This window comes from Bacteroides cellulosilyticus (assembly GCF_020091405.1).
Lineage (GTDB): Bacteria > Bacteroidota > Bacteroidia > Bacteroidales > Bacteroidaceae > Bacteroides.
In genome coordinates this window covers 2,598,798-2,623,374 of record NZ_CP081903.1, presented here as the reverse complement: position 1 = coordinate 2,623,374, position 24,577 = coordinate 2,598,798, and the positions used below count along the sequence as shown (strand labels likewise).

Here is a 24,577-nt window from a genome sequence, read left to right as displayed (position 1 = left end):
ATTCTTATTTCTTTTACACTATTCGCTCACAGGTTCTACTTTCTTCTTTCTCTTGAATATGAACAGCTCACTCAGGCGGTCCATCTTACGACGAAGCACAAGGCCGACACCAGTCTCGGTTATCTCACCATCGAGCACACTTTCATAGTTTTTGTTGTGGAACACGCGGACATAGCGTGTACCGCTATTATCCAAACGATACTCCAAAGATATATTATCGATGAACGATTCCACGTCATTCGTTGCATTGGCACCACTGGACACTTTTCCACCGATTACAATCTGTATACGGTCATTGAAGAAACGCTGAGAGTAGCGGAAGCTGTAGTCCGTCTGTTTATCACCCGTTTCGGCAGCGGTACGGTCTTCAATGCCGACACTGAGAGAAGCGTTCTTCAGATTTCCGGTCAGCGCATTAATCTGACTTTGCAGCACGCTGTTCAGTGCGGAACCCATGGTCAAACCACCACCTTTTCCGCTGTTATAAAGATACATACCTGTGGCAAGCATGGTAATGGCTTGTTTGCTTCGTTCATCGGCACTCATTCCTGCCAGTTCACCCTGTACGGTGGCATCATCGGGAGCACTCAGATTAAAACTCAAGTCAGGGTTTTCCAGACGGTTCTTGATGCTGATGGAAACGTCGAAGTTCACCATGCGCGAACCGCCGTCATCCCCATCGGATACAGAAGCGCGGACACGTTCCGTAGCAGTCAGGTTGAGCGAAGGATTCATCGGATTACCCGTCCAGTCCACATAACTTCCGTTGACAAACTGGAACTCTTTCAGAGGGATAACGGGCAAGGCGTATTTCATCATACCACCGATCAGCGTATAGCGACCGGACAATGTAAGATCGCCTTGCGGAGTATATTGCAGATTCAAGTCGCCTCCGCCTTCCAGTTCCACACGGCTGCTGCGGTCGGGGCTAAGATCGGCACGTAAACGTACGGCATCATCAATATGCACGGACATCAGCATGTCCATACCACCGAGCGACATGGTGGGAACCTCGGTTGCTTGTACCGAAGTAGTATCCGTAAAGGAAGTGAACGTAACGAGTTCACCCAAACGGTCTTCTACTGTCAAGGGCGAATCGGTCAGCACGTAGGTTACATCCGTATTGCCCAGCAGATTCATGTTTCCGCGCATGGTCAGTCCATCCAGCGGACCGCGTACGGTAGCATCCAGGTCTACAAAGATTTTGCCATAGATCATACTCTCCTTGGTGCGGGGAGCATCGAGCAGGGTGTAATTCTGTGCACGCAGGTTCAACTTTGCCGTCGGATTCTCCATATTGCGGAAGTCTATATTCCCATCTATCGTGAAAGGATTCCGGCTGGTGGTGTATATAGCAAACTTATTAAATATAAGCTGATTATTCTCTATCTTCAGCGGACGATTGTCGAACCAATAGCGAGCGCCTGCCTGACGGGCATAGACAGATACGCTGTCCAGTGAGAGGTCACCGCTCAGTTTAGGCTTCTCCATGGCACCGCTAATATAGAGTCCGCCGTCAATGTCACCGGTAAAGGCAACTACCTGATCGGGCATGAAAGCATTGGCAAGCGAGAGTGGGAAATGTTCAAAAGTAGTGTTGACTTCAACCGAATCGCGCCCGTTCTTTTGGGTCAAGACGGCATCAGCGGTCATTACCTCCTGATCTCCCGACCGGAAGTAGGCATTCAGATAGTGCGTACCTTTATCACCCGGAAGCCAGGTGGCACCCAGCCCGATGTTACCTACCGGTTGGCGTTCGTAAGTCAGCTTTTCCACACCGGCCTCAGCGGAAACTTGTAGTGAGGTTGCGGTCTGTATATAGTTGGCCTCTGCCGAGAAAAGTCCCGTAATGCGGGGCATATATGGCAGAATACCGCTCAATTTATCCAGGCGGAAACGTATGAGTTCCAAATTGATATTCTGCAAGGAAACGGTGTCGGAACGGTCGGACTGCATGCGGAAGCAAAGTCCGTCGTCGCTGTCCATGTCCACATTGGCATAGACGCGCATATTCTTGTGCAGATAAATCCAGTCGCTGTTATCCACAAAGCGGAACTTCTGGAAAGCGATAATAGGCTCGGCAGGTGTCAAGCGGAAGGCAATACCATTACCCCTACCCCGGCCCTCTATCAAAGGACGGGCATTGATACCCAGATCGAGTCCGGTATCTCCCTTCGCATCCACATAATTCAAGGTCAGTTCGGCATCTTCATTACGGATTTCACCCGTCAGTGTACTGCGGAAGACAAACTGCGGGTTCTTTGGACCATTAATGACACCACCCTGCAACTTCATGCGTGCAGTATCTTGGCTGATAGCGAAGAAAATAGTATCCAGTTGCAGGGAGTCCATACGCAAACCATGTATAGCAGTACGCCCATTGATACCTCGTCGGGGGGTAGTGCCGAAACGCAACACAAAATCATTAAAAGAAATATCCTTAGTTGCCAGGAAATAACTGACAGGGTTCTGTTTGCCGGCTTTCAGTTGCATACCGGCTGAGGGCAGCGCTTTCCGCAATTCTGCATGATCGAGTTGCTTTGATTCTATCTGCCGGGTAAGCAGTGTGGCAAAGGCAGTGCCCTGATCCATCAGTTTCTGCAAGGTGCTGCGGGCACGGAACTGGAAGTCGAGGTCGCCTGCATCCATGCTCATCTTGATAGAGTCATGGCGTGCTTCGGCACCGAGAGTGAAAGCGAAAGGATGCTTCAATGGCTTGGGAGAAATTCCTAACTCATGTAAACCGACATTCTCCACATTCATAGCCACCTTGCCATCCAGGTATTTACGATCAAGACGCATATCGGCATCCGCCTGCATCTTCAGCAGGGCATTGTCGCTCGTCATGCGTACAGTGGCAAGAGCGGATTTCAATCCGGCGGTCAGGTCAATGCCGGAGATATTCCAGTGCCCGTATTGTAATTCGCCGAGAGAAGCTTGTACAGCCGCCACGGTACGGTGGTTGGCGGGATCGAATCCTTTTCCTTTAGCGGCAACCTTAGCCGAAAGGGTATAGATAGAATCTTTAGGTAGGAAGTGGTGTACTTGCAGGGCATCCACATGAAGGTCTGCCTGATAAGCTTCAGTGGCAGTGTTATAGTGCGCCAGCAAGTTCAACGTTCCTTCGCGTTCTTTCAGCTTAAGCGTAGCGTCATACTTAGGTCCATCCATGCCAAGACGTGCTGCCAAATGCATACTGTCCGGCACTACTATGGAGCCATCCGGAGTGACGCCTGTCAGTCCGGTAAGGAAATTCAGATTTTGTGTCCGGATATCGAAGTCAATGCTTCCGTTGCGCGTCAGACTGTCGGTGAGGTTCCAAATCTCGCCCCCTCCATTCAAGGTGAAAGCACCCGGCAGATCGATGTTGAAGCGGGAAATCTGCATCTGCTTAAAGTTACCTTCCGTACCGGCACGGATAGTAAGGGGCCGGAAAGGATATGCATCCTTGAATGTATCAGGTAAATCACCTGCAAAGAGCATCACATCCTGCTTGCCGATGCGGGCATTGAAACGGGCGGAGAGTCGTCCGGAAGTGGGAATTTCCACCAGTTCCCAATAAGTCTGGGCAGTGAAATCCATTTCGCTATGCGGGGTAAGTAATTTTAAGGCAGGTACCTGAATGACAGTAGAATCAGCATATACCCGTCCCGTCAGTGAAGTGATGCTCAGACCGGAACGCTCGTTCATGGAGAATTCTCGGATAACGGCATTGATATTCCGTCCATGATAAAGCACGGAGTCCACCCCAATACGAATATCCCGCAAGGCGATGTGCGAAGCATCAAATCCGGGAGCAGGTTTCACACCGGTGCTATCAGTAGCCGCAAGACTACCGGTATCTATCAGGCTATTAATGGCACTGAGCAATTGACTGCCCGTGTCATAGTTCACCGTAGTACCGCTCAATTCAAATTTCTTCAGACCGTACATCTGTCCGCCCAGGTCAGCAACCGCATCATCTACCTCTGCATCGCCCAGACGGGCAGCAAGACGCATGGAATCCAACGGCATTTGCAAATCAACGGAAACGTTTTTCAGTGCCAACTTATGCAAGGCTACTTTCCAATTAAGGGCGGTAGTCGCAGTGTCCGGTTCGGCAGTAGTAGTATCGTTCATCACAACGAGCATATGAGTATCACTCAATTCCACACGATTGATAACGGCATCCTCTTTCTTCAGGTCTATGCCATGGCTTTCAAGGAAGAAACGTCCTAATACACCACGTATGCGGATACCCTCTATCAAATCGGCAGAGTTCAGAAAAACTCCGTTCACGGTTACCTCATCCACTTCTACTTGTCCGCGTATCAACGGCCATGCCTGCACGCGCACGTTCAGGCTTTCCAGGGTCAGCAGAGTATCAGGAGTTTGTTTCACGGCAAGAGAGTCACCGGGAGCAGAGGATATTTGTTTATCTGCCTGTATAGGCTGGATGACCTGCACACCACGTACCAACAGGTTCAGCGGAAAGCGGAGGTCAATACGTTCAACAGATATATCCATACCTGTTGCCTCGGATGCGATGGCGGTAGCTTGCTTCCGTATCAGGTTCTGTACGGGAGGGATATAAAGCAATACCATCAGTATTGCAAATAATAGGATAGGGGTAAGTAGTATCCACACTACCCATTTTAACCATTTTCTTCTCATTAGGACGTCAATCGATAGTCAGTGTTTAAATCGTTACAAAGTAAACAAATTCCAACGACATTTGGTTGATGCAAAAGACAAAAAGGCTATTTATTCCACTATCCGGCACTCTATACAGCAGGGCTTCGCTATGCGAATCAGTAGTTGGAATAGATTTATGAGGGAAAAGAAGCGGGTTTGAATCAAATGGGTACGCGTCGTCCGCGTATCTATTGATTCATTACTGAGCAATATGAAACTTTTATTGCGGTTACCCTAATCAACATGTAAATGTCGCATTTTTTCATCTCTGCATCTTTTTACCCAAAGCCGGAGCATCAACGTCCAAATCACCTCTACAGCACCTTCTGAGAGGGGGTAAGGAAAGGTAACGACTTTGGGGTAGGAAAGGTAACGACTGAGGCACCCAAAGGTAACGACTGAGGCTGGCAAAGGTAACGACTTTCCCTAACACAGGTTTTCGGAAGGTTTCAAAGCAAATGAAGCACTCTCTTTTGTACGATTTAATCATCAAGAAATAAAGCTGTTTTTAATATATTGATCCTTTTCAGACATTTATTCATTTTTGTTAGGTTATGAACTAATTCACCACAGAGTAACACAGAGTCTCACTGAGTTTAATCAATTTGAAATCAGAAAAAATAGAACTCCGTGATACTCTGTGTTACTCTGTGGTGAAAACTCATTGCTATACCGTTATAAATAGAGCACAAAATACCCCTTTGCATATATTTTTCAACATTTACCCTTGCTGTTTATCAATAAATCCCTTACCTTTGCTTCCATCAAATAGATATGACAAGTATGTTCCGGCAATCAACAAACAGGCTCACGGTATGGCTATTCGCCCTCTGCCTCTTTTTTCCTTTCTGCAAATTGTCTTCTGCATGGCGTAATGTCGCCGCGCAGGATAAGGCTTTTTCAACTTCAGCCGTATCAAAAGCATCCCCTGACAGTATAATGCCTGAACGCCTTACATTTCCCGATTCCGTGGCACTTGCAGCACCCGAAGCTGCCGGAAGGAGCGTTTCTTCTCTTGTAGCTTACCTGAAACAGCATCTCAGCACAGACGACCAACTGGCACGCGCCATCTATACCTGGGTTTCAAGAAATATTAAATACAATGTGTACATAACTTATACCTCGCGCAGCGAGGAAGCAAACGAAACGAAAGAAATACAAAAGATACTGTCCGAACGCAAAGGTATCTGTCAGGATTACGCATTGCTTTTTAAAGCGCTGGCGAAGGAAGCGGGAATGGACGCTTATGTTATTAATGGCTATAACCGCAGGGACGGTGCCTTATTGCCCGACCCACACGAATGGTGCGCAGCCAAAGTAAATGGAAAATGGTATATGTTCGACCCTACATGGGGCGCAGGATTTGTGGAAAACTACCAGTTCATTCCTTCCCCGAATCATCGTTTCTGCAAGCTGTTGCCGGATACATTGCTGAAAACACACATGCCTTTCGATCCGATGTTCCAGTTCCGCGAACGTCCACTGAGCTATGAAGAGTTTGATACAGGAGTTGTGGATGAACAACGCTCCGTACCGGTATTCTATTGGGCGGATACATTGGCTCTATATGCAAGGCAGGATACACTGGAAAGACTGGCAAGTGCCAGACAGCGCATGTTATCGAACGGGCGGAGCAATGACTTGGTTTATTATATGCTGGAACTTACGAGTAACAACATCCGCATAGCCGGTTACCAGAAGATTCTGAATGCTTACAATATGGCAATGGATTTACAGGGAAAAGCTACGGATGCCATCAATGAATTCGTCCGTTACCGGAATAAGGCATTTGAGCCCCTGAAACCGGATGCAGAAATTCAGGCGATGGTAGATGTCCCCGAGGAATTGATAAACCGGGCAGACAGTGCGATCAATAGCATCCGCACCGCACCGGAGAGATACCGGGAACCTATCCTGAAATTACGGGATCAGATAATGGAAGTGGCAACAACCGTATATAAACATAAACTTTTTCTGAGGCAGTACTTTAAGCTACCGCCCAAGCAGAGGAAAGGGATGTTTAAGCAGACGAAATAAAAAGGAAGAACACTTTCCTCACCACAGAGTAACACAGAGTTTCACGGAAGGTTATCTAAACTTTCTTTGCAGCTTGTTCAAGTATATCTCCTATCAATCTTAGGGCAGCAAGCGATTTCTCTTTTATTTTTTCATCAAAAGGCACTCCACGTGAGGCTTCAAGCTCTTTCAATAAAGTAACAAGCTCACTGGCTCCCAACAGAGTAAACAGGGGAAGCATCTTGTGCCCCATGGCGGCAATGCCGTCTGTGTCTTCTGTTTCCAATGCTTGTCGCAAGCGATCAACATTCAGGCGTGTCTCTACGACGAAGCTTTCCAGTATGGATTTTGCCGCATCCGGATCATCACCGGAAAAAGCGGTAAGGGCGGAAAAGTTCAAAGCAGAAGAAGGGGCGGTATCAACAGTAGCAATATCCGCTTGTAAAACGCCAATCTCCGTAAGCAACTCATTCACCGTAAACGGTTTGTGCAGACTTCCGGCAAAGCCATGTTGCAGAAACTCCTCACGTTTCATATCACTGCGGGCAGTAACGGCAACCACCGGAATAGTCTTGGCTTGCGGGATATTCGAAGCACGCAGCAGGTTCAGCAAGTCGAAACCATTCATGGCAGGCATTTGCACATCGGTCAGCAACACATCGAAAGTATCAGTACGGAGGGCTTCCAAGAGTTCATCCAGTTGCAGGCAGGTTACGGAAGTAATGCCACTCTGTGCAAGCATGGCGGCAGTGAGAGTAAGCTGAATGCGGTCGTCATCAATCAAGAGAATATGCAAAGCGGGTATCTGAGTTTGTGGGTCCCCACTTGTTTGGTCATTCAAGGCGGAAGTATCATTATCCAATGCCACCGGATACAAAGGTACCCGTAACGTGAATGTACTTCCCTTTCCGAGCGCACTGTCCACCTCAATACGTCCCTCCAGCAGTTGCACCAGCATACGGACAATGGACAATCCCAGTCCGAAGCCCTCCTCTCCCTGTGCTCCGGGCAGACGGGTGAATTCCTGGAAAATACGCTCACGATCACCGGGCTCCATACCCTTTCCCGTATCGATAACAGAGAGTTTCAAATGGTTACCGGGAAAAACGGAATCGCCTTTCGGCACAAAAGAGGCAGTCAGCGTAATGCCGCCCGCCGAAGTAAACTTCACTGCATTAGAGAGCAGGTTATTGACAATCTGGCGTAAGCGCAATGGGTCACTGATAAAAGCTCCTTTCAGTTCCGGATCTATCTCACACTTCAAAGACAATCCTTTGGCAGAAGTCAGTGGTTCAAAGCTGACATAGATTTCTTCTAACAAGCGTGCGGGATGGAAAGTAACCCGATTTATCTCAGCTTTATTCAAGTCGAGGCGGTGGAAGTCGAGCAAGTCGGTAACAAGCTTCAACAGGTGTTCCGAAGAAGTTTTCATGTTGTCGAGATAGAAGCGCTGCCGTTCGTCAACGGTGAGTCGGGAGAGCAGGTCGGCATATCCCATGATGGAACCTAAAGGAGCTTTGAAGTCGTGGGTAATGGCAAGCATCAACTTTTCGCGGGAGGCAAGCAACTCTTCGGCAAAACGGTTGGCCTCTTCCAATTGATGCCGGTAACGGTTACTACGGGTGACATCCCGCCAGATCATGACAAGAAAGATAACGGACAGCACAACAGCCCCGGCAGCAATACCCGAAATAATCGTTGCAGAACGATGCCGGACAGCTTTCTGATACTCAGCTTCTTCACGGGCACGCATCAGGGTTTCCTGTTCATATCCTTTCAAAAGGCTGTCGATACGGGCACTCAGCGCGTGGTCAAGACGTTGCAAAGTTCGCTTACGACGCTGCATCACACTATTGGTAGCCTTCTTCTGTCGGGCAACAGTGCGCAACTTCGCATGCAGGGAATCAACCGGATTATAAGCATCGAGTACAGTATCCGTAGCAACTTCAAGGGTTGTTTGCACCTGAACAGCAGAATCTTTGCGTGGCGGAACGAAGACTTCTCCCAGACGGCGGAAGAAGCCTTTCTTCTTAGGTTGTGTCACAACCGTATCGCGGCGGGCAATAACCCGACGTTGTACACGTTGCTGGGTGATAATAGTATCCTGTTCGGCAATAATCTGTTCCACTTCACGGGCTGAAATCATGCTGTCATTGGCTTCGCTCAGTGTGCGCAGCAGGCGGACGGTATTAGCATCCTTTTCCCTCAAAAGTCCTATCAGACTGTCCGTGCGCAGAATATCAGTATTATCCGAACTCATAAGATTCTCCATTTCCCGGTGCACGAAGAACAGGGAATAAAGTAAGACTGCCAACAGGACAGCATAACCGGCAGCTATCTTCTTCTTGGAGACATTGTTCATTTATCTTTCGTTTTATAGCGGAAACGCAGCCAAAGCATAATCCCCGCACTGGTCAGTCCGAACGGGAAGGCCATCCACACACCGACCGTACCCCAGCCCAGCACGAAACCGCATAAGTATCCTACAGGCAAAGATATAACAAAATAGGAAATAAATGCAATGATCATCATCGGTTTTACGTCTGCAATACCACGCAGGGCATTGGCAAAACTGATTTGCAGTCCGTCACCAAACTGATAAACCAGGAATGGCAGGAACAGAGAAGATACCATGGCAGAAACCTCCACACTATCCGTAAACCAGCCCCCCACCTGATTGCGCAACAGAAACACAATGCTCAGAAGCACCACCGCCATTGCCATGATCAGGTGATAACCGGCATATGCCGAACGGCGGACATTCACCATGTCGTTCTGCCCCTTGAAGTTACTGACACGAACAGCAATCGCCGCCCCCATTCCATAAAACATCATAAAGGTGAACTGAGAAATAGTAAGCATAATCTGATGCGACGCCAAAGCAATAGTTCCCAGCCAACCGACCATAATCGTGCTGAGACTGAATGAAGCCGTCTCCATGCCCATCTGCAAACCGACAGGCCACCCAAGTCCATTCAATTTCCTGAACATCTGTTTCGACCATCCCAAGCGGAAGAACCCTACTTTATATCTCAGGAACCTCCGACTACGAAAAACAATCAATGCAAAAGCAATAACCATGACGATGCGTGAGAACAGGGTACTGATACCCGCACCGAGCAATCCCCATTCCGGGAAACCGAACTTTCCGTAAATCAGCACATAATTGCCGACAATATTCAGCGCATTTCCACCAAGAAGCACCCACATGGCAGTCTGCGTTTGAGTAATGCCATCCGTAAATTGCTTAAAGCCATTGAACAGCATGACAAATACCAGGGATGCAAGCAGAACCAGAAAATAAGGTTTTATCAAGGGAATCAGTTCCTCGGGTTGTCCCATGTATTCCACACAGAAATAGACAACAGTCATGATAAGCGTCAGCAACAGTGCTACCAACACATTGGCAAGCAAACTTGAACGCAAAGCTTGTCCGGCCTCCATGAAACGACGATTACCGTAGAACTCGCCCACCACAGGCGTCAGTCCATAAGAGAAACCGGTACTGAAAATAATGCAAAGTGTAAAAAGATTGTTGGTGAAAGAAGCGGCAGCCAACTCAGCCGTGCTGTGATGTCCCACCATCAAGGTATCGGCAAATCCAAGAACAATGACACCCATCTGGCCGATAACAATGGGAAGTCCTAAGTAAAAGAGGGCTTTATAGTGCCCCTTGTATGTAGCAATTAATCTATTCATTTATCTTTCTCATAATATAATACCACCGAGTTTTCCTCACGGAAAGTCTCTTGTGCAACTACCTTCAGCTGCTCTGCCGTCACTGCGCGATACCGTTCTACCTCACGGTCTATATCTTCTGCCTGCCCGGTCAGTTCGAACCATGCCAGATTTGTGGCTACATTCAGGTAATTGATATTCCCGAATATCTGGGTGGATTCAAACTTATTCTTTACTTTCTCCAGTTCCTGTTCTTCTATCGCCACTTGCTGCAACTCCTGCAACTCTTTACGTACAGCGGCCTCAGCCTGTTCCAGTGACACTCCGGCTGATGGTTTTCCACTGATATGCAGCAATCCCGCATCACGTGTACCCGAAATATAAGCATCTATGCCGGAGAATAATTTCTGTTCCTGCACCAACCGACGGTTCAAGCGACTGGAACGCCCGTTACTAAGGATATCTGAAAGAATATCAAAAGCGTAATAATCAGGATGCCCGCGACTACACATATGATAAGCCATGAACAATGCATCCAGGGGAACAGGCCGTTTCACTACCTGCCTGCGTTCCTGCGTCTGTACGGGTTCCTGCGGCAATTGTCGCACAGGCACATTCCTGCGGGGAATCGGACCGAACCATTTTTCTGTTAACCGGACAGCTTCTTCCCACGATATGTTTCCGGTTACGGCAAGCACAGCATTATTAGGTGCATAAAAACGGTAGAAGAATGCCTTCACTTCCTCCAATGTAGCTTGTTCGATGTGCGATAAATCCTTCCCGATGGTAGGCCAGCGGTACGGATGCACTTCGTAAGCCAACGGACGGATAAGATGTCCCACATCTCCGTAAGGCTGGTTCAGACAACGCTGTTTGAACTCCTCCATGACCACACCGCGCTGCACTTCAAGGCTTTGTTCACTGAATGCCAGTTCCAGCATACGGTCGGACTCCAGCCAGAAGCCAATCTCTACATTCGACTTGGGAACGGTGAGGTAATAGTTCGTAATGTCATTGTTCGTCCAGGCATTGTTTTCGCCACCTGCCGACTGTAAAGGAGCATCATAGTCGGGTATATTCACAGAACCGCCAAACATCAGATGTTCAAACAGATGGGCAAAGCCGGTATGTTCGGGATCTTCGTCCCGGGCACCTACATCATAGACGATGTTCAGTGCCACCATCTGAGTACTGAGATCCTGGTAATGCACCAGTCGCAGACCGTTATTAAGACAGTATTTATTTATTTTCATAAAATAGCGATTGTTACTTATCGGAGAAAGGATTTTCTTTCGGGCGAGGTTATGAATTAATTCACCACAGAGTAACACAGGGTATCACAGAGTTTAATCAATTTGAAATCAAAAGAATAGAACTCCGTGAGACTCTGTGTTACTCTGTGGTGAAAACTCATTACTGCACATTTTTGAACTAATTTCATCAACGGTTTAGTCCAACACTGTCACTTTCTTGATCTTCACATCCTCTTCCGGGCGGTCGCTACGATCTGTTTTTACCTGTTGTATCTTATCTACTATATCCATGCCTTCGATCACTTCGCCGAACACAGTATATTCACCATCCAAATGCGGAGTACCACCTACCGTAGTGTAAGCCTTCACCTGCTCCGGTGTGAAGTGGAATTCCGGTTGCTTGGCAACTTCCGCCTCAGCCTGCGCAAACAGGCTATCCTGCAAGTTCATCAGACCATCCTGGTCATTTTCCTTACGCATCTTATAGATTTCCTTCATGTGCTTCTGTGCCAAAGCATTGAACACAGTAGTCAGACGATTCTGGTTCATCTGGTTCTCCATCCCCAGCAACGTAGTATCATTATACACTTTACCCGTCACAATGTAGAACTGGCAACCTGATGATTCCTTCTTCGGATTCACATTGTCACCCTGACGCGCAGCCGACAATGCACCTTTCTTATGGAAATACTTCGGATAAACAAACTCAGCCGGAATAGTATAACCTACATCACCTGCACCCAGCATCTTTCCTTTCGGAGCATTCTTTGACTCAGGGTCGCCTGCCTGTATCATAAAATCCTTGATGACACGGTGGAACAATGTACCTTCGTATGTACCCTCCTCCGCCAGTTTGATGAAGTTATCACGATGTTGCGGTGTCTCATTATACAGTTTCACGATAATGTCACCCGCAGTTGTTTCAATCTTCAATTTAGTTTCCTGATCCATGTTTCTATCTTTCTTTTGTCCCGATTGGCAGGCTGTAACGCTGCAAATCAGTATGGTTAATAATACAGTGAAATTCCTCCTCATAACGCTTTTTATTTAAATTAAGTTTGCAAATATACGATTTTCAGACAAAACGGTTTACCTTTGTGTCTTAAAAGAGACAAAAGAATAAGGCAATGAAATCCATACTCATCGTTGAAGACGACATTACTTACGGTATGATGCTGAAGACCTGGTTAGGCAAAAAAGGCTTTCAGGTAGCTTCCGTCAGCAGTATCGCCCGCGCCCAGAAACATTTGGAAACAGAGGGTGCCGACTTGATTTTGTCCGACCTGCGTCTGCCCGACAAGGACGGCATCGATCTGTTGAAGTGGTTGGGAGAGCAAGGTCTGTCCGTTCCGCTCATCATGATGACAAGCTATGCTGATATACAATCGGCGGTGCAAGCCATGAAATTAGGTGCCAGCGACTACGTTGCCAAGCCTGTAAATCCGGACGAGCTTCTGAAGAAAATCAGTGAGGCTGTGAAACAACCCGCTGCTTCCCCCAAACAAACCATCAGTTCCGGAAAAGGAGAAAGTACCCATCAGAAAAATGCAGGCGGCGCTCCGTCTTCCGACTATCTGGAAGGAGAAAGTGATGCTGCCAAGCAACTTTATAATTATGTAAGACTGGTTGCCCCCACCACAATGTCGGTACTGATCAATGGTGCCAGCGGAACGGGTAAAGAGTATGTAGCCCACCGTATCCATCAACTCAGCAAGCGTGCCGGACAGCCCTTCGTCGCCATCGACTGTGGCTCCATCCCTAAAGAACTTGCCGCATCGGAGTTCTTCGGACACGTGAAAGGTTCATTCACCGGAGCATTGACAGACAAAACAGGAGCCTTTGTTGCAGCCAACGGAGGAACCATCTTCCTCGATGAAATAGGTAATCTCAGCTACGAAGTCCAGATACAACTACTACGTGCCTTGCAGGAACGAAAAATACGTCCGGTAGGTTCCAATAAAGAAATCACTGTAGATGTTCGTTTGGTTTCCGCAACAAATGAAGATTTGGAACAAGCCATTGAGAAAGGAACTTTCCGTCAGGATCTGTTCCACCGTATCAATGAATTCACCCTGCGCATGCCCGAACTCAAGGACCGGAGAGAAGACATCCTTCTCTTTGCCAACTTCTTCCTCGACCAAGCCAACCGGGAACTGGACAAACAGTTAATCGGATTCGATGATGCAGCATCCAAAGCATTGCTGGAATACCACTGGCCGGGAAATCTGCGACAGATGAAGAATGTGGTACGACGCGCCACCCTATTGGCACAAGACCAACTTATTACACTGAGAGAACTAACCGAACTGCAGCAAATCACTCATCCCCATGTAGGTCTGCCATTGCGTAATGAAGAAACAGAAAAGCATCAGATTATCGAAGCACTGCGGCAAACGGGAAATAATAAAAGCCGGGCGGCGCAACTGCTGGGCATAGACCGTAAAACATTATACAATAAGCTGAAACTTTACGAAATAGAGAGCTAAATAGCCCCAGTGTGGAATTTTTCCACACTCCATTTCCACACTTTCCACACAATTCCACACTGTGCCACACTTCTCCACTACCTCTCATCATTAATTATCAACCATTTACCTAGAATTCGTTTCTTCTGGCACGTGCTTTGCAACTATAATTTATGTAAGCACAAAGCTTCCTAAAGAAAAAGGAAACCTAAACTTTCAACTATAAGATATATATTTAGTATAACACTTAAAAAGCAAATGATTATGAAAAAGTTAGTATTAGTAGCAGCCCTGTTTATGTTTGTTTGTGGTGGTTCTTTCCTGGCAAACGCTCAGGACCCGGTGAAAACTCAACAGCAACAACCGGCAACGGAAAAAACTGAAGAGCCCAAAGCCACTGAGCCTGCCAAGGAAGAACCCAAAGCAGAAGAACCGAAAGCTGAAGAGCCCAAAGCTGAAGCTCCTGCCAGCAGTACTCCTGCAACGGAAACACCTGCACAGCCTGCTGAATAATAGTAAGCACACTGATAACAAAAGCCGTCCCTTACTTGTCTATTCTGGGGGATGGCTTTTGTCGTTTTCAGCCAATACCTACTTATAAGTACCAAGATATACAAAACCACACAATAATTACCTACAAATAGCGATTTCTCACCTTTTACATTCTACATACCTTTGCAAACAAATCGATAGAGATGTTTCGCAAAGTTCTTTATATCATAACATTATTGTTTATCAGTCACTTGTCAGCTTCTGCCCAACATGGTTACACCCTCACCGGAACTATACAAGACGCGCAGACTAAAGAGCCTTTAAGTTTTGCTACCATTCAATTACAGACTGCGGATAAAACCTGGTATGGCGCTCTCAGCGACCAGAACGGACGATACTCTTTCACCAAATTATCTGTCGGAGAATATACAGCAACTGTATCTTATCTGGGATATGACAAGCTGATAAAGACCTTTTCCATCTCTAAAAATACGACATTAACCTTCCAGCTTACTTCATCGACCATGGCATTGAACGAAGTGGTAATCACTGCTTCGGAATCAAAAGGAGTAACAAGTGCTTCAAAGATAGACCGCAAGGCAATGGAACACTTACAACCAACCAGTTTTACCGACCTGCTGGAAATGCTTCCCGGTGGAAAGTCCATCGACCCTAACATGGGGAAAGCAAATCTGATTAGCATTCGCGAAGCAGGAAACAGCAGTGAGATAATCTCTTCATTAGGAGTAGGTTTCGCCATAGACGGCATGCCGGTAAACACAGATGCCAACTTGCAATATCTCAATGGGTCGAGCACAGACAACAGTAGCAAACAATTTGTATCCAAAGGAGTCGATATGCGAACCCTATCTACCGACAATATAGAGAGTGTGGAAATCATCCGCGGTATACCTTCCGTAGAGTACGGAAACCTCACTAATGGATTGATAAACATAAAACGTAAATCAACAGCTTCTCCTTTAACCGCCCGCTTTAAAGCGGACCAGGTAAGCAAACTTTTCTCTGTCGGAAAGGGTCTGGCTATAAACGGCAGCAATGTACTTAACTTAGACCTCAGCTACCTGGATTCAAAAGTAGATCCACGCGACAGCCGTGAAAACTACAAGCGTATCACAGCTTCAGCACGCTGGGGCAGCAACTATAAAGCAAACATCGGTCATATAGACTGGCGCGTAAATGCTGACTATACAGGCTCATTTGACAATGTGAAGCAAGACAAAGATGTCACCATCAAAGAAGATTCTTATAAATCCTCTTATGATATAATGACACTGGGAAGCGAATGGACTCTGAAGCGTCCCATAAACTCTTTCTTGCGCCAGTTACAGGCCAGAGCTTCCGTCTCACAGGAATTCAGCCAGATCAAAGAACGAAAAACCATATCCATAGACCGTCCGATGGGTATTCCCAATAGTATGGAAGAAGGAGAGGCCGACGGACTTTATCTACCCTATAATTATGTAGCAGATATGCTGATCGACGGTAAACCGTTCTATGCCAATGCCAAGCTTAACGGAGATTTCGCCTTCAATTGGCTGAAGAGTTCTCATACATTGAAACTGGGTGCAGAATGGAAATTAAGTAAAAACTTCGGTGACGGCCAGGTATATGATATTACCCGTCCCTTACAAACCGCCTCGACCACCCGTCCGAGAAATTATAGCGACATTCCTACCCGACAGGAGTTATCTATCTATGCAGAAGAACAAATGAAACTGTCACTTGGCAAACACGAATTCTTCCTGTCTGCCGGTGTACGCGCAAATACTTTTATCGGCCTGTCGGACAAATTCGCCATGCAGGGAAAACTTTACTTCGATCCACGTTTCAACCTGAAATGGAGTTTGCCCGCCTTGGGTAAGAATAAAGATTGGCATATTGACATTTCAGGTGGTATAGGCTGGCTATCCAGAATGCCGACTACAGCACAACTTTACCCGGACGACCTGTATGTAGATGTTGTGCAACTGAATTATTATCATAATAATCCTGATTTCCGCCGCATCAATATGATGACTTATAAGTGGGATAATACGAACTATGACCTGGAACCGGCACGTAACCGGAAATGGGAAGTAAGGGTGAATGTGGACCATAAAGGATACGGATTCTCTATCACTTACTTCCAGGAACACATGAATAATGCTTTCCGGAATAAGTCCTATTACCGTACGCTGGCTTATAAGAAGTATGACACTTCATCCATCAATTCTTCGGAACTGACCGCCCCACCCGCATTGGAAGATTTATCGTATACGGAAGATGCACTGATCAATACCTATGAAACAACAGGAAACGGTACACGTGTAGATAAAGAAGGTGTGGAATTCACCTTTCATACCCAACGAATCAAACCGTTACGTACAAGGTTTACCGTCACCGGTGCCTGGCTGAAAAGTACATACAGCAACAATGCCATCCGATACAAGGAAGCATCTGTCATGATTAATGGAGAACAGTTACAATATGTAGGCATGTATAATTGGGATTCAAATTCCAAGATTCAGGAACAGTTCAACACCAACTTTACAGCCGATACGTATTTACAAAAAATAGGTATGATCTTTTCACTGGCTGCACAATGCACCTGGTACACCGCCAGTCAACCGTTATGGAACAGTGGTATGCCTAGCAGTTACGTGGACAAAGGCGGAAACATACACCCGTTTACCGAAGCAGATGCCAAAGATGCACAACTGCAACATCTGGTATCAATATATGGAGACACTTATTTTGACCGCATAACGGTTCCCTTTGAAATGAATCTGAATCTGAAAGCAACCAAACAAATCGGAAAATACCTGGATTTGTCGCTGTTCGTGAACAGACTGCTGACAGTATCCCCCGATTATCATAGAGGGACACAACTAATAAGACGCACCACCAATCCTTACTTCGGTATGGAAGCTAATTTAAGATTTTAATATTAATACATAAAACAATAATCAAGGATGAAAAAAGTTAAGTATTTCGCATTAGCAATTCTGTTGGCCGGCAGCTTTACAATGACAAGCTGCAGTGATGACGACGTTGCCTCTACGCAGGTAAATATGGGTTTAAATATCAAGAACACTATCGGAGACAATCTGAAAGTTGAAACGGGAACCTATACATTCACTAACGTGAGCACCGGAACAGAAACAACCATTGACTACGGCGCTACGCTGACCCGTACCGCCACCGAGAGCACGCTGGCTACTTTGACAGACGGACTCTACAACGTAGCCTTCATTGGTAAAGCCACTTACACCTACACCGTAACAGAACCTGCAATAAACGGAGACGGTGAGAATGTAGAAGTAACCAAAACCGCTGAAGCAAGCATTCAAGGTTCACAGCAGAATGTAGAAGTAAAAGGCGGAAGCGTATCACTGAACCTGACTGTTTATGTACAGAACAAGGATGAAAAAGGTGATTTTGTGATTGCCGAGATTTTTGCCGGAGGTTCATACAATACGGAAACCAACAAACAATACAATGGTGACCAATACATCCGCATTTACAATAACTCTTCAGAAACTCTCTATGCCGATGGATTAGTATTGGTAGAATCTAAATTCCCAACAACCCAGAAATTTGATTATAACCCTGACATTATGGACGAAGCTATGGCCGTACAGGTAGTAGCCCGCATCCCCGGAAGCGGAAAGGAACATCCGGTACTGCCGGGCAAGAGCATCCTGTTGTGTGATAATGCAATCAATCATACAGAAGCTCTCTCTTCTTCATTGGATTTAACCGGTGCTGACTTCGAATGGTATACGGGAGGAACAGCTTCCAATCCGGATGTGGACAACCCGGATGTTCCCAATCTGGATATGATCTTCAACTATACAAAAACTGTTTGGTTGCTAAGCAAACAGGGCAACAGAGCTTATGCCATCGGCCGTATCCCGGAAAGTATCAGTGCGGATACATATATAGCCGACTACAAATATAACCCTACTTATATGAATAGCGGCAAGGAAATGACAGTGACCAACTCCTATAAATTCCCGAATGAATGGATCATTGATGCAGTCAACCTCAGTCCTACAAACGGATATATATGGAATGTAACAAGTGCGGCTTTGGATATGAGTTATACTTATATCGGAATGAACACTACCGCTGTTGAAAATGCCAGCAAGGCAGTAGTCCGCAAAGTATCTTATACAACCGAAGACGGACGTGAAATGCTGCAAGATACCAATAACTCAAGTGTAGACTTTAAAGCTTCAGTACGCGCCACTTTATTGCCTGCCCAATAATTAAAGACCAAGAATGAGATTACGTTTCCTCACCCTATTAACCATAGCGTGCCTGCTGCCCATAAGAATCTGGGCGGCAGACACACTCCATATTGAGCGAAAGCTATTGTCGGAATACAACCATACGGCCTTATTCCGCAAGCAGATTTGGCAGAATAGTGCCATCCGTTATGATCTGCGCCCTTTCAGCCTGACCACCACCAGTGTGAACGGACTGTATGAAGAGCGTGGCAATGCAGCACTGGCACAGGAAGGAAACGGAGAAAAGAATTTCAATATAAAGGTAAATTCCTTTGTTGTGCTGAACCAGCGCAGCCGGCTCTTTGGAACTGCTTCTTACCGTAACGGACGCAGGGAAGACGTAGTATGGAATGAAAATTCCGACTTTTCATTACTCTACCCGTATGTAGTGGGTGACTCCATCGGCGGGTATATGAAGGAAGAAGAATACAAATTCTCCGGTGGATATACTTACCGCTTCGGTAAATGGACAGGAGGAGCGGAATTGGATTATCGTGCAGTGATTGCCTACCGTGACAAAGACCCGCGTCCACGGAATATTATCTCTGACTTGAAAGCAAGCCTTGCACTCTCACGCAATCTGGGCGAAAAATACATAGTAGGCCTGTCCGTGCAGGCACGCAAATATAACCAGAGAAGCGATATCAAATATCTTGCCGATAAAGGTTCCACTTCTGTCTATCAAATGCTGGGTTTGGGGATGGATTATGTCCGCTTTGCAGGATCACAGACCTCTTCCCGTTACACAGGTTCGGGGATAGGCGGCAGTATCGATCTGCTTCCGGTAAGCAAAAACGGAGAGAACAATGGCTTCTCCGCTTCATTGCGTACCGATTATTTCCATTTGACTAAAGAACTGGTCAGCGTTAACTACGCTCCCATCAATGAGGTCAAGAATGTAGACATCTCGTTGGAGACCGCATGGACCCGCCAGAACCGGGAGTGGAAATATGGAGTAAGCTTATTGGCAGCATTGCAGCAACGTACAGGCGTTGAAAACATTTTCGGCGATCCTACCGCCAATGTTTACCCGAAAATCAGTAGTGTGGACCAATTCAAGAATGTCACGCAGAAAATAGCATTGAAGGGTATGGTGGGACAAAGTCTTTACGGAAGCCGTCGTTGGGGATGGACATTACTTCCCACCGTCAATTACGGACAGGCCAAACCGGAATACAAAGATAACGGACGCTACGTAGAAATAGCTTCCGCAAGCGGTGGTCTGGAGGCACAATCTCTCTGGAAAGTATCGAAAATGCTGTTATCAGCAGGCGTTGCCGGTGGATATACCACCAATGTGAAGTCGGAATATTCCCTACCGGGACTGGATACCAGGAAATCGGTAGGAAGTACATTGCTCTCGAACATCGATTATCTGAGTGACGACCATGCCTCCATAGCCCTCAAGCTACGGGGAGACTATGTAGTTAACAAGCAGTATGCCGTGTTCCTGTCCGCCAACTGGTTACACCGGGAATACAAGAATTGTGGCGGAACAGACCGGATAGAAGTATCCCTGGGAGTCACTTTTTAATAAAAATAGAAACTAACAATAAAACCAAAAACAACAATGAGTACTAAAACATTATCAATCGCAGCCGCCATCATGGCATTATTCTTTATCGGAACTTCTTGCAGCAACAAGCCGAAGAGCACCGAAGAAACCGCAAGTACCGAACAGACCTCCGGTGCAATGGAAATAGACGACCTTCTGGCTAATGCCGAGTCACTGACCGACCAGGAAGTCACCATCGAAGGTGTGTGTACACATGCCTGCAAGCACGGCGCCACCAAAATCTTCCTGATGGGCAGCGACGACACGCAGACCATCCGCGTAGAAGCCGCCAAGTTGGGTTCATTTGATACGAAATGCGTCAACAGCATCGTCCGCGTCACCGGAACCCTGAAGGAACAACGTGTGGACGAAGCTTATCTGCAACAATGGGAATCACGTCTGAAGGCTGCCGCTGCCGAAAAGCATGGTGAAGGCGAAGCCGGATGCAGCACCGAGAAGAAAGCACGCGGCGAAACAGCCAATACGCCCGAAGCACGCATCGCCGACTTCCGCGCCAAAATAGCCAAGCGTCAGGCTGAATCAGGAAAACCCTATCTGTCATTCTATTATATGGAAGCCGCCAACTATGAAATTCAGTAAAGCGGGAACCGTATTTCGGAAATGGAGCCGGACAATCCACCGGGACCTCTCATTCTTCTTCTCGGGGATGGTATTGATATATGCCATCTCCGGAATTGTGATGAACCACCGGAATACGATCAATCCCAATTACTCGGTAGAGCGACAGGAATATACCATTACCGAAGTGATGCCCCCGCAGGCCGGAATGAAAAAGGATGATGTCCTGAAACTGCTGGCACCACTCGGTGAAGAAAAGAACTATACCAAACATTACTTCCCGAAGGAAAACCAGATGAAGGTATTCCTGAAAGGCGGTTCCAACCTGATGGTCAATCTACAGACCAAGCAAGCCGTTTACGAGAAGCTGACACGCCGTCCGTTGATAAGCGCCCTGACCAAGCTGCATTACAATCCCGGAAGATGGTGGACTCACTTTGCGGATGTGTTTGCCGTAGGACTCATCATTATTACCGTCACGGGAATGGTGATGCTGAAAGGACCGAAAGGCTTGTGGGGACGCGGAGGTATAGAACTTGCAGCTGGTATCCTCATTCCGCTACTTTTCCTTTTTCTATAAGTTAAATGCAGCTTCGGCACAAGGATGGGATAAAGGCACAGGAGAAGTGATATAAATCATTAGTACTGTGTGCATTGCAGTTCTCCCAGTAGGGAATGGCAGTTTCCTTTAATAGGAACGACAGTTTCTCCTAATGGGAACGGAAGTTTCCCTTAATGGGAACGAGAGTTTCCTCTAATGGGAACGGGAGTGCCCCCACATAGGAACGGCCAACGCCCTTCATCCCCTTCCTGCCGGACATTAATCAAAACCAAAGAAATCAATGGAGAATATCATTGAATGCAACAACCTGACGCACTATTATGGCAAACGGTTGATTTACGAGAACCTCAGTTTCAGCGTACCCAAAGGGCGTATTCTGGGACTGTTGGGGAAAAACGGTACAGGAAAAACCACAACGATCAATATACTGAGCGGTTACCTGAAACCCCGCTCCGGCCAATGTTCCATCTTCGGACAGGACATTCAGACCATGCACCCTTCGACGCGCCGTAATATCGGCCTGCTCATCGAAGGACACGTGCAATATCAGTTCATGACTATCCGGGAGATTGAGAAGTTTTATTCTGCTTTCTATCCGGGACAGTGGCGTAAGGAAGCCTATTACGACCTGATGGACAAACTGAAAGTAGCTCCCGGACAACGCATCTCGCGTATGTCATGCGGACAGCGTTCGCAGGTGGCACTGGGACTTATCCTGGCGCAAAATCCGGAACTGCTGGTGCTGGACGATTTCTCTCTCGGCCTGGACCCCGGCTACCGCCGCCTCTTTGTGGACTATCTGCGCGACTACGCCCGTTCGGAAAACAAAACAGTTTTCCTGACCTCGCACATCATTCAGGACATGGAGCGCCTGGTAGACGACTGCATCATCATGGATTACGGACGCATCCTTATCCAACAGCCCGTAAAGGAACTGCTGGACACGATACGCCGCTATACCTGCACGTTGCCCGAAGGTTACAAGATGCCGGAAGATAAGGATTTCTACCATCCGTCTCTTATCAGAAATACGCTGGAAACCTTCTCGTTCCTGCCTCAACAAGAAGTAGAAAACCGTTTCAAAGCCCTGCAAGTGCCTTACAGCGATTTGAAATGCGAGACTGTAAACCTGGAAGATGCTTTTATCGGACTGACGGGAAAATACTAATAACGAATAATTATTATGAACGCTATATTTTATAAAGAATGGATTAAAACCCGCTGGTATCTGTTACTTGCACTGCTTGTAACGCTCGGTTTTGCCGGATACTCGATGCTGCGCATCAACCGTGTTGCCAGCATGAAAGGCGTAGAACACGTTTGGGAAGTTATGCTGTCACGGGATACCGTGTTCGTGGATTTACTGGAATTTATTCCTCTATTAGTCGGGATACTGCTTGCCCTGGTGCAATTCGTACCCGAAATGCACCATAAATGCCTGAAACTGACATTACATCTGCCCTACCCGCAACTGCGGATGATTAACCTGATGCTACTCTACGGGCTGATAGTGTTACTTGCCTGCTTTGCCGCCAACTATCTGTTGATGACGGTTTACATGCAAGGCGTCCTGGCTCCGGAACTTTATTCACGGATTCTGCTGACAGCTCTTCCCTGGTATCTGGCGGGCATTGCCGCTTATCTTCTGATTTCGTGGATATGCCTGGAACCGACCTGGGAACGGCGCGTCCTCAATCTGGTAATCTCCGTATTGCTGTTGCGTATCTTCTTCCTGGCTCCGGCACCGGAAGCCTATAATGCTTTCCTGCCCTGGCTGGCAATCTACACCCTGTTCACGGCAAGTCTCTCATGGCTTTCCATCGCACGGTTCAAGGTAGGCAAACAAGATTAACAGGTTATACATTCACTCTTAAGAACGAAAAAGACAATGAAACGTTTTAGTCAAATATTCTTATACATCACCATTGCATTGCTCATTATCTGGCAGTTGCCCTGGTGTTATTCTTTCTTTGCGGCAAAGCCATCTAAAGTTCCTTTCTCCATGTACAGTTGTGTCCTCGGTGACTTCCTCTCCATGGGCAATGAAGATGGTAAAGGCGTAGTACGACGCGACCAGTCCGGCAATGTATATACGCAGGAGCAGACGGACAGTATTCTCCCGTTCTTCTACATGCGCCAGCTTATGGCGGATGAGCGGTTCCCGGACAGCATCAATGGTGTTGCCGTCACTCCGCGCGAAGTGCAGCTTACGAATTTCAGCTTCCGCTCGGCAGCCTCGGATATCAATGCCTCCAAGATAGAACTTTATCCTTTGCTGGAAAGTATGTCGGGACGCGTGGATCTGACTATGCCCGATGATGTGTTCCGTATCACCCCGAAAGGAATTGAATTTATCGGTATGAAAACCAATACGATAGATGCTGACAAAAGCCAACTGTTCACAGAAGCTATGGTGAAGAAAGGGTTTAAATTCCCTGCCCGCCGGTTGGCCGGTAATCCTACCACCCGCAAAGAGTACGATGAAGGTTATCTGATTCTGGACAATGAGGGAAAACTTTTCCATCTGAAACAGACGAAAGGACGCCCGTATGTGCGTGCCATTTCCCTGCCCGAAGGCTTAAATGCGAAGTATCTCTTCATCACAGAATTCAAGGACCACAAGACACTGGGTTTCCTGACGGATATGGATAACAACTTCTATGTACTGAACAATAAAACTTATGATGTGATCAAGACCGGAGTTCCTTCCTTCAACCCCGAAGAGGATGCCCTGTCTATCTTCGGGAATATGTTCGACTGGACGGTTTGCGTGAAAACAGCCGACGCGGACGAATATTATGCACTGGATGCAAATGATTACTCACTTATCAAGTCCATCAGCTTTCCGAGAAAGAGTAACGGGATGTCGGGATTGCACTTTACGTCCTCTCAGGATAAATATGTGAAACCGAGGTTCTGATAAAGCATTTCACCACAGAGGACACAGAGAGCACAGAGGCTATTAATTATCTATGAATCATAACCCTCTGTGCTCTCTGTGTTCTCTGTGG

General features: G+C 46.9%; 16 protein-coding genes. 11 read left to right on the top strand and 5 right to left on the bottom strand.

Features of this window, described 5'->3' with window-relative positions:
• Positions 1-18: 18 nt before the first annotated feature.
• Entirely contained in the window at positions 19-4,653 is a 4,635-nt protein-coding gene (locus K6V21_RS09345; protein ID WP_224321591.1) for a translocation/assembly module TamB domain-containing protein, read from the bottom strand.
• 795 nt (positions 4,654-5,448) lie between these two features.
• Between K6V21_RS09345 and K6V21_RS09340 the strand changes: the two genes are divergently transcribed.
• Positions 5,449-6,711 carry a transglutaminase domain-containing protein gene (locus tag K6V21_RS09340; RefSeq protein WP_224321590.1) on the top strand — a complete coding sequence of 421 codons (1,263 nt, stop codon included), beginning with the start codon at positions 5,449-5,451 and terminating at the stop codon, positions 6,709-6,711.
• A 55-nt stretch (positions 6,712-6,766) separates the two neighbouring features.
• Here the strand turns inward: K6V21_RS09340 and K6V21_RS09335 are convergent, their stop codons facing one another.
• From K6V21_RS09335 to K6V21_RS09320, 4 genes are all read right to left on the bottom strand, one after another.
• Positions 6,767-9,052, bottom strand: coding sequence for a hybrid sensor histidine kinase/response regulator (locus K6V21_RS09335; protein WP_224321589.1), 2,286 nt, complete (start codon positions 9,050-9,052; stop codon positions 6,767-6,769).
• On the bottom strand, positions 9,049-10,389 hold the full coding sequence (locus tag K6V21_RS09330; RefSeq protein WP_217714642.1) for an MATE family efflux transporter: 1,341 nt from the start codon (positions 10,387-10,389) through the stop codon (positions 9,049-9,051). Before K6V21_RS09330 ends, K6V21_RS09335 begins: the two co-directional genes overlap by 4 nt.
• Positions 10,386-11,621 (bottom strand): M16 family metallopeptidase, encoded by a 1,236-nt coding sequence (locus K6V21_RS09325; RefSeq protein ID WP_224321588.1) that lies wholly within the window; start codon positions 11,619-11,621, stop codon positions 10,386-10,388. Before K6V21_RS09325 ends, K6V21_RS09330 begins: the two co-directional genes overlap by 4 nt.
• A gap of 195 nt (positions 11,622-11,816) precedes the next feature.
• A complete protein-coding gene (locus K6V21_RS09320; RefSeq protein ID WP_224321587.1) occupies positions 11,817-12,656 on the bottom strand; it encodes a peptidylprolyl isomerase in 840 nt (279 codons plus the stop codon).
• A gap of 92 nt (positions 12,657-12,748) precedes the next feature.
• Between K6V21_RS09320 and K6V21_RS09315 the strand changes: the two genes are divergently transcribed.
• The 10 genes from K6V21_RS09315 (at position 12,749) to K6V21_RS09270 (ending at position 24,486) form a co-directional block, all read left to right on the top strand.
• On the top strand, positions 12,749-14,107 hold the full coding sequence (locus K6V21_RS09315; protein ID WP_224321586.1) for a sigma-54-dependent transcriptional regulator: 1,359 nt from the start codon (positions 12,749-12,751) through the stop codon (positions 14,105-14,107).
• 243 nt (positions 14,108-14,350) lie between these two features.
• Positions 14,351-14,599, top strand: a complete 249-nt coding sequence (locus tag K6V21_RS09310; RefSeq protein ID WP_224321585.1) for a hypothetical protein — start codon at positions 14,351-14,353, stop codon at positions 14,597-14,599.
• Between the two features lie 182 nt (positions 14,600-14,781).
• A complete protein-coding gene (locus K6V21_RS09305) occupies positions 14,782-17,523 on the top strand; it encodes a TonB-dependent receptor (RefSeq protein WP_224321584.1) in 2,742 nt (913 codons plus the stop codon).
• A gap of 27 nt (positions 17,524-17,550) precedes the next feature.
• Entirely contained in the window at positions 17,551-18,849 is a 1,299-nt protein-coding gene (locus K6V21_RS09300) for a DUF4876 domain-containing protein (RefSeq protein WP_224321583.1), read from the top strand.
• 13 nt (positions 18,850-18,862) lie between these two features.
• The gene (locus tag K6V21_RS09295; RefSeq protein ID WP_224321582.1) at positions 18,863-20,404 is read left to right on the top strand and encodes a DUF6850 family outer membrane beta-barrel protein; all 1,542 of its coding nucleotides are present in this window, start codon (positions 18,863-18,865) and stop codon (positions 20,402-20,404) included.
• 36 nt (positions 20,405-20,440) lie between these two features.
• The gene (locus K6V21_RS09290; RefSeq protein ID WP_217714651.1) at positions 20,441-21,025 is read left to right on the top strand and encodes a hypothetical protein; all 585 of its coding nucleotides are present in this window, start codon (positions 20,441-20,443) and stop codon (positions 21,023-21,025) included.
• Positions 21,012-21,584, top strand: a complete 573-nt coding sequence (locus K6V21_RS09285) for a PepSY-associated TM helix domain-containing protein (protein ID WP_217714652.1) — start codon at positions 21,012-21,014, stop codon at positions 21,582-21,584. The genes K6V21_RS09290 and K6V21_RS09285 overlap by 14 nt, the downstream gene beginning before the upstream one ends.
• Positions 21,585-21,846: 262 nt before the next feature.
• Complete coding sequence (locus K6V21_RS09280; RefSeq protein WP_117707963.1) at positions 21,847-22,734, top strand: ABC transporter ATP-binding protein; 888 nt, start codon at positions 21,847-21,849, stop codon at positions 22,732-22,734.
• Positions 22,735-22,749: 15 nt separating this feature from the next.
• Entirely contained in the window at positions 22,750-23,418 is a 669-nt protein-coding gene (locus K6V21_RS09275; RefSeq protein WP_224321581.1) for a hypothetical protein, read from the top strand.
• A gap of 36 nt (positions 23,419-23,454) precedes the next feature.
• The gene (locus tag K6V21_RS09270) at positions 23,455-24,486 is read left to right on the top strand and encodes a DUF4857 domain-containing protein (RefSeq protein ID WP_217714654.1); all 1,032 of its coding nucleotides are present in this window, start codon (positions 23,455-23,457) and stop codon (positions 24,484-24,486) included.
• Positions 24,487-24,577: the final 91 nt, after the last annotated feature.